Origin of the sequence: Bellilinea sp., assembly GCF_034432615.1 — a bacterium.
Lineage (GTDB): Bacteria > Chloroflexota > Anaerolineae > Anaerolineales > Anaerolineaceae > Bellilinea.
Genome location: NZ_DAOUBL010000291.1, coordinates 1 through 5,528 on the forward strand (window position 1 = coordinate 1; position 5,528 = coordinate 5,528).

The following is a 5,528-nucleotide window of genomic DNA, read 5'->3' on the forward strand; positions in this document are numbered from 1 at the left end:
CCTTCTCGGTACAACCGCAGGAATTTGTCTGCATCCTCGGCCCTTCCGGCAGCGGCAAGAGCACTCTGCTGCGCGTTCTGGCCGGCCTGCTGCCGCCCAGCGCCGGCGAAATCTGCTACCCGAACGGCAAGCCGCCCCGTATCGGTTACGTGTTTCAGCAAGCCAACCTGATGCCCTGGCGCACCGCCATCGAAAACATTACCCTGCCGCTGGAATTGCAGGGCATACCCCGCGCTCAGGCGCGCCAGCAGGCCCAGGAATTGATCGAACTGATCGGCCTGAAGGGCTTTGAAGAAGTCTTTCCGCGCGATCTTTCGGGCGGCATGGCGCAGCGGGTTGCAATTGCCCGCGCCCTGATTCAAGACCCGGATTTACTGCTGCTGGATGAACCGTTTGGCTCGCTGGATGCGCTGACCCGCGAACGCATGGGCAGCGAGTTATTGAATCTGTGGCAGGCGCGCCAGAAAACCGTCCTGATGGTGACCCACTCCATTTCCGAGGCGCTGCTGCTTTCCGACCGTGTGCTGGTACTGACGCCCCGTCCCGGCCGGCTGGCGCTGGACTTCCGCGTTCCCCTGCCCCGCCCGCGCAGCGATGACATGCGCTATACCGCCGCGTTTGGAAAACTCTCGCGAAAATTAAAGGCCGCAATTGCTTGAATTTTTCGAGAAAAACTATTGACACAGAACAATTGTTCGTGTATTATAATAGTACAAATGGTCGAAAAATTTTAGATAAAGCATCGGTCTTTTCTTTCAAAAAGGAGTGGCAGCATGATGATGGCGAGACGCAGCCAGGGTTTAAGTGAACGTCACCGTAAAATACTGGACTTCCTCACCCGCTTTCAAGAGGAAAACGGCTACTCCCCTTCCATTCGAGAAATTGGGGATAGCATCAACGTCAAATCCACCTCCCTGGTGGATTATTATCTGACCCAACTGGAACAGATGGGCTTCATCTCGCGGGATAACCGTGTGTCCCGTTCGATTCGCGTGCTGGAACCGGCCGAACGGCTGCTCAACCGCGCCGTCAAAGCCGTCCGGCAGCTGGAGGATGTCGTCCCCATTCCGGTATTGGGGCGAATCGTCGCCAGCGAGCCGATTCCGGTACCCCCCTCCGATCTGGCCTACTTCGACCCGGAATCCAGCGTGGAAATCGCCCGCAGTTTGCTACCCGCCCGCGAACGGCCGGAAGAACTCTTTGCCCTGGAAGTTCAGGGAGACTCCATGATTGACGCCATGGTCAACGACGGCGATACCATCATTCTGCGCCGCGCACAGGAAGCCAACAACGGCGACATGGTTGCCGTGTGGCTGGACGACCGCGACGAAACCACCCTCAAGTACTTCTACAAAGAGAAAGACCGCATCCGCCTGCAGCCCGCCAACCCGACCATGGGCCCCATCTACATCGAAAATCCGGCACACCTGCGCATCATGGGCAAAGTGGTCATGGTCATCCGCCAGGTCAAATCGGTAGCTGCCTGAGCAGAAAGCAAAACCCCCCGCCTGTAAAACGGGGGGTTTTTGATGTTGGACGTAGAACCGCGGATTAGACGACTTCGACGACTGCGCCAGCGGCTTCCAGTTTGGCCTTGGCATCGTTGGCGGCTTCTTTGCCAACCCCGCTCAGCACCTTGGCGCCGGCAGTTTCCGCCATGGTCTTGGCTTCCACCAGACCGAGGTTGGTCAACTGGCGGATGACCTTGATGGTTTCAATCTTCTTGGGGCCGGCATCCTTGAGCACTACATCGAATTCGGTCTTTTCTTCCACCGGTTCAGCGGCGGCAGCAGCCGCAGGAGCAGCAGCCACAGCAGCAACCGGAGCGGCGGCGGAAACGCCCCATTTTTCTTCCAGCATTTTTACCAGTTCAGCGGCTTCCAGAACCGACAGTTTGCCGAGTTCTTCAACCAATTTTTCCAGATCAGCCATTTCAAATTCTCCTTACAAAAAAGTGTGTTTGTTTTCGATTGATGAAATTTTCCTGTTTTGACAGGTGGATGAACAACGCATCAGGCAGCAGCCGGGGCAGCACCCTTTTCAGAGTAGGCTTTGATGACTGCCGCAAGACCACGGGCAGGCTCGGCAATCGTCCGCACCAGTTTGGTGGCCGGCGCCGAGATGGTGCCCAGCAGCATGGCGCGCATGACCGGCAGCGGCGGCAGGTCGGCCAGTGCTTTGACCTGTGCAGGCGAAAGCGGCTGGTTGCCCAGATACCCGCCCTTGATCGCAAAGATCTCGGATTTGGCCGTTGCATCACTGAGTACCTTGGCAAGCGCTGGTGCATCACTGAACGCAAAACCCACCAGTGAAGCGCCATCGAATACGGCTTTGTCCTGAATGCCGACTTCATCGAGCGCCAGTTTCATCAGGGTATTCTTGACGACGTGCAGCTCGGCGCCGGCTTCGCGCGCTTTGGCCCGCAGGGTATCAATCTCCTTCATGGTCATCTTGCTGTAATTGAGGACAAACACACCCTGGCTTTGCCGCAGCCATTCCACATACTGCGCCACCATCTTATTCTTGTGCTGTTTTGTGAACGCCAACGAGGATTCACCTCCTTTCTTTTAAGATAAAAGTCTTTGCCCTGCGCGTGCCGGGCAAAGACTTTTAACCACTGCCAGAAGGCAGTATAGATTTCTCGGAAAAGTCCTCACCTCGGCGGGATATTAAGCCCCTTGCGGGGCACCTGCTTTCAACGGTGCAGGGAATATTCACTTTTTAGGGAATCAGGTGGTTTACCTGTTTCACTCCTTCGTAGACATGTTTTGAGCCTGAACCGCATCCACACGGATGCCGGGCCCCATGGTGGTGGTGACCGTCACCTTGCGGATGTAGGAACCCTTGGCGGCAGCCGGTTTGGCTTTTTTGATCGCATCCATCAGCGCCGCCATGTTGTTGTACAGTTTTTCGGTATCAAAAGACACCTTGCCAATCGGCACATGGATGTTGGCCGTCTTGTCCAGGCGGAACTCCACGCGGCCGGCTTTGGCTTCCTGAATCACGCGCGGCAGGTCATCTGGCGGAACTACGGTACCGGCTTTGGGATTTGGCATCAACCCGCGCGGGCCGAGCACACGCCCCAACCGGCCGGCTTTGCTCATCATATCCGGCGTGGCAATCGCCACATCAAAATCGGTGAAGCCGTTTTGAATCTTGGTGATCCATTCGTCGCTGTCGGCAATGTAATCGGCACCGGCTTCTTTGGCTTTTTCAGCCCCTTCACCTTGCGCAAAGACCAGCACGCGGACTGTCTTGCCCAGGCCGTGCGGCAGGACAACCACATCGCGCACCTGCTGATCGGCCTGACGCGGGTCCAGACCCATGCGCAGGTGAACTTCAACCGTCGCATCAAATTTGGTAATCGAAGTTTCTTTTGCCAGAGCAAGCGCTTCCTCAGGCGAGTAGGACTGGCCGGGAGCAATTTTTGCACTGGCGGCGAGGTATTTCTTTCCGTGCTTTGCCATGATTTCTCCTTCGTGGTGCTAACGGGCAGTCAACCGCCCTCCCACTTTTGCTTAATCTACGACCTGAATGCCCATATTGCGGGCGGTTCCTTCGATCTGACGCATCGCATCTTCGATGTCCACTGCGTTCATATCTTTCATTTTGATCTCGGCAATTTCCCGAACTTGAGCGCGGGTTACTTTACCCACCTTGGTGCGGTTGGGCACCGCCGAACCCTTTTCAACGCCGGCTGCTTTTTTGAGCAGCACCGCCGCCGGGGGCGATTTCAAAATGAAGGTGAAGGAACCATCGGTATAGACGGTGATTTCCGCAGGGATGACTTCGCCAGCCCGGTTTTGGGTGCGGGCGTTGTATTCCTTGCAGAATGCCATGATGTTGATCCCATGCCCGGCGAGGGCAGGGCCAACCGGCGGAGCCGGATTTGCTTTTCCGGCAACCAACTGTAACCTTACGACTGCTTTTAGTTTCTTTGCCACTTTTTCTACTCCTTCGTGGTTATAACGGGTGGTTTGGGGAGCACCCTCCCACAAACAATCCTCGTCGCCGAGGATTTACCTGCATCATTTAAGCTTTTTCTACCTGCAGAAAATCCAGCTCCACAGGGGTTTCTCGTCCAAAGAAATTGACCATCACCCGCACCTTATTGCGCTCCTGGTCAATTTCCGCCACCGTTCCGCGAAAATCGTTGAACGGGCCATCTACAATCCGTACGCGCTCGCCCACCTTGAAGGTGACTTTGACATGCGGCGCTTCCGCTTCCATGCGCTTGAGGATTTGAGCCACCTCTTCGGGGCGCAGCGGGGTGGGCTGATTGCCCATGCCCACAAAACCGGTCACACCCGGTGTGTTGCGCACCACGTACCAGGACTCTTCGGTCATAATCATGTTGACCAGCACATAACCGGGAAACACATGGCGTTCGACGGTGCGCCGCTTGCCGTCTTTAACCTCAATTTCTTCCTGGGTGGGGATGACCACATCAAAAATTTTGTCTTTCATCCCCATCGTTTCGATGCGTTGTTCGAGGTTGTGGCGCACTTTGTTTTCGTATCCAGAGTAGCAATGCACCACATACCAGGCCCGCTGTTCGGTACCCGGTTCTTCAAAGGTAGGGAGTTCCTCTTCCGGAGCCGATGGTTGCGCAGCAGCACGGGATGCGCCTGTCGAGCCGGTGGTCTTTTTGACCTCCGGCTGCGGTTGAGGTAGCGGTTTTTGTTCCTGCTCTTCCTCAGGGTCTTTCATTTCGTCATACGCATCCTGCATTCCCATCTACTCCTTCGCGGCTGGTTGTCCGGCGTATTATCCCAACAATAAACCGATTAAAGCCGAGAAAACGTAATCCAGCAAACCTAAAAAGATGGCCATCAAACCCATCACCACCAGCACAATTTTGGTCAAACGCCAGGCTTCCTGTGTGGTCGGCCAGTTGACTTTGCGCAGTTCACCGATGGTTTCGCGCCAAAAGCGCACCAGCCGGTTGGGCTGTTTGCTCTTTTCAGCCTGTTTGCTTTTTTCAACCTGTTTGCTTTTTTCGGTTTTCTCAGCCACACAAAACTCCTTCTTATTCAGGCTAAAACGCCGCTTTCCTGCTGATTTCCCTCCAAAAACTGCGGCGGGGCGGAAAGGGCGTTGCCCGGAATGAGGCAGGCCAGGCAGGAGTCGAACCCACAACCCCCGGTTTTGGAGACCGGTGCTCTGCCAATTGAGCTACTGGCCTACAGAAAGGTGAGGCAGTCTGTTGCGCTTGCATCTGCCTCACCCCAATTATACCCTACTTCGTTTCGCGGTGAAGCGTGTGCTTGCGGCAGCGCGGGCAGTATTTGCTCAATTCCAGACGCCCCGGATCGTTGCGGCGATTCTTCTCGGAGGTATAGTTGCGCTCTTTGCAATCCGAACACGCCAGAGTAATCACCGGGCGAATATCTTTCTTCTTAGATGCCATACTTTCACTTGCGGCCTATTGAGTTAAGCCGACGCTCCTTCTCAGTCCAGAATCTTGGTAATCACACCCGCGCCGACGGTCAAACCGCCTTCGCGAATGGCGAATTTCGAACCCTGCT

The 5,528-nt window shown here is 55.6% G+C and carries 9 protein-coding genes, 1 tRNA gene, 1 pseudogene and 1 other annotated feature; of the genes and pseudogenes, 2 read left to right on the top strand and 9 right to left on the bottom strand.

The features are described 5' to 3' along the window. Together VAE48_RS13255 and lexA are read left to right on the top strand one after the other, a co-directional pair. A partial coding sequence (locus VAE48_RS13255) for an ABC transporter ATP-binding protein (protein ID WP_322793809.1) occupies positions 1 to 659 on the top strand: 659 nt, incomplete at its 5' end. A gap of 114 nt (positions 660 to 773) precedes the next feature. Then, the gene (gene lexA / locus VAE48_RS13260) at positions 774 to 1,487 is read left to right on the top strand and encodes a transcriptional repressor LexA (RefSeq protein ID WP_322793810.1); all 714 of its coding nucleotides are present in this window, start codon (positions 774 to 776) and stop codon (positions 1,485 to 1,487) included. Positions 1,488 to 1,551: 64 nt separating this feature from the next. Here lexA and rplL read toward each other — a convergent pair whose 3' ends face one another. The 9 genes and pseudogenes from rplL to VAE48_RS17545 all read right to left on the bottom strand — a co-directional run. Continuing rightward, complete coding sequence (gene rplL, locus VAE48_RS13265; RefSeq protein ID WP_322793811.1) at positions 1,552 to 1,932, bottom strand: 50S ribosomal protein L7/L12; 381 nt, start codon at positions 1,930 to 1,932, stop codon at positions 1,552 to 1,554. A gap of 80 nt (positions 1,933 to 2,012) precedes the next feature. Beyond that, positions 2,013 to 2,546, bottom strand: coding sequence for a 50S ribosomal protein L10 (gene rplJ / locus VAE48_RS13270; RefSeq protein WP_322793812.1), 534 nt, complete (start codon positions 2,544 to 2,546; stop codon positions 2,013 to 2,015). Between the two features lie 17 nt (positions 2,547 to 2,563). After that, positions 2,564 to 2,720 (bottom strand) — a sequence feature (ribosomal protein L10 leader region). 27 nt (positions 2,721 to 2,747) lie between these two features. Further along, positions 2,748 to 3,467, bottom strand: a complete 720-nt coding sequence (rplA, locus tag VAE48_RS13275) for a 50S ribosomal protein L1 (protein WP_322793813.1) — start codon at positions 3,465 to 3,467, stop codon at positions 2,748 to 2,750. Positions 3,468 to 3,518: 51 nt separating this feature from the next. Further along, positions 3,519 to 3,944, bottom strand: coding sequence for a 50S ribosomal protein L11 (rplK, locus tag VAE48_RS13280; RefSeq protein WP_322793814.1), 426 nt, complete (start codon positions 3,942 to 3,944; stop codon positions 3,519 to 3,521). Positions 3,945 to 4,032: 88 nt separating this feature from the next. Further along, complete coding sequence (gene nusG, locus VAE48_RS13285) at positions 4,033 to 4,731, bottom strand: transcription termination/antitermination protein NusG (protein WP_416181047.1); 699 nt, start codon at positions 4,729 to 4,731, stop codon at positions 4,033 to 4,035. Positions 4,732 to 4,767: 36 nt separating this feature from the next. After that, a complete protein-coding gene (gene secE / locus VAE48_RS13290) occupies positions 4,768 to 5,016 on the bottom strand; it encodes a preprotein translocase subunit SecE (protein ID WP_322793815.1) in 249 nt (82 codons plus the stop codon). A 96-nt stretch (positions 5,017 to 5,112) separates the two neighbouring features. Further along, a tRNA-Trp gene (locus VAE48_RS13295) sits at positions 5,113 to 5,185 on the bottom strand. 54 nt (positions 5,186 to 5,239) lie between these two features. Beyond that, complete coding sequence (gene rpmG / locus VAE48_RS13300; protein WP_416181048.1) at positions 5,240 to 5,410, bottom strand: 50S ribosomal protein L33; 171 nt, start codon at positions 5,408 to 5,410, stop codon at positions 5,240 to 5,242. 41 nt (positions 5,411 to 5,451) lie between these two features. Then, positions 5,452 to 5,528 (bottom strand): annotated as a pseudogene (locus VAE48_RS17545) (elongation factor Tu); the annotation flags it as partial.

Bases quoted from the DNA above. Each gene is read 5' to 3' on its own strand.
- rplA (WP_322793813.1), bottom strand. From the start codon at position 3,467: ATGGCAAAGCACGGAAAGAAATACCTCGCCGCCAGTGCAAAAATTGCT.
- nusG (WP_416181047.1), bottom strand. From the start codon at position 4,731: ATGCAGGATGCGTATGACGAAATGAAAGACCCTGAGGAAGAGCAGGAA.
- rplL (WP_322793811.1), bottom strand. From the start codon at position 1,932: ATGGCTGATCTGGAAAAATTGGTTGAAGAACTCGGCAAACTGTCGGTT.
- lexA (WP_322793810.1), top strand. From the start codon at position 774: ATGATGATGGCGAGACGCAGCCAGGGTTTAAGTGAACGTCACCGTAAA.
- rpmG (WP_416181048.1), bottom strand. From the start codon at position 5,410: ATGGCATCTAAGAAGAAAGATATTCGCCCGGTGATTACTCTGGCGTGT.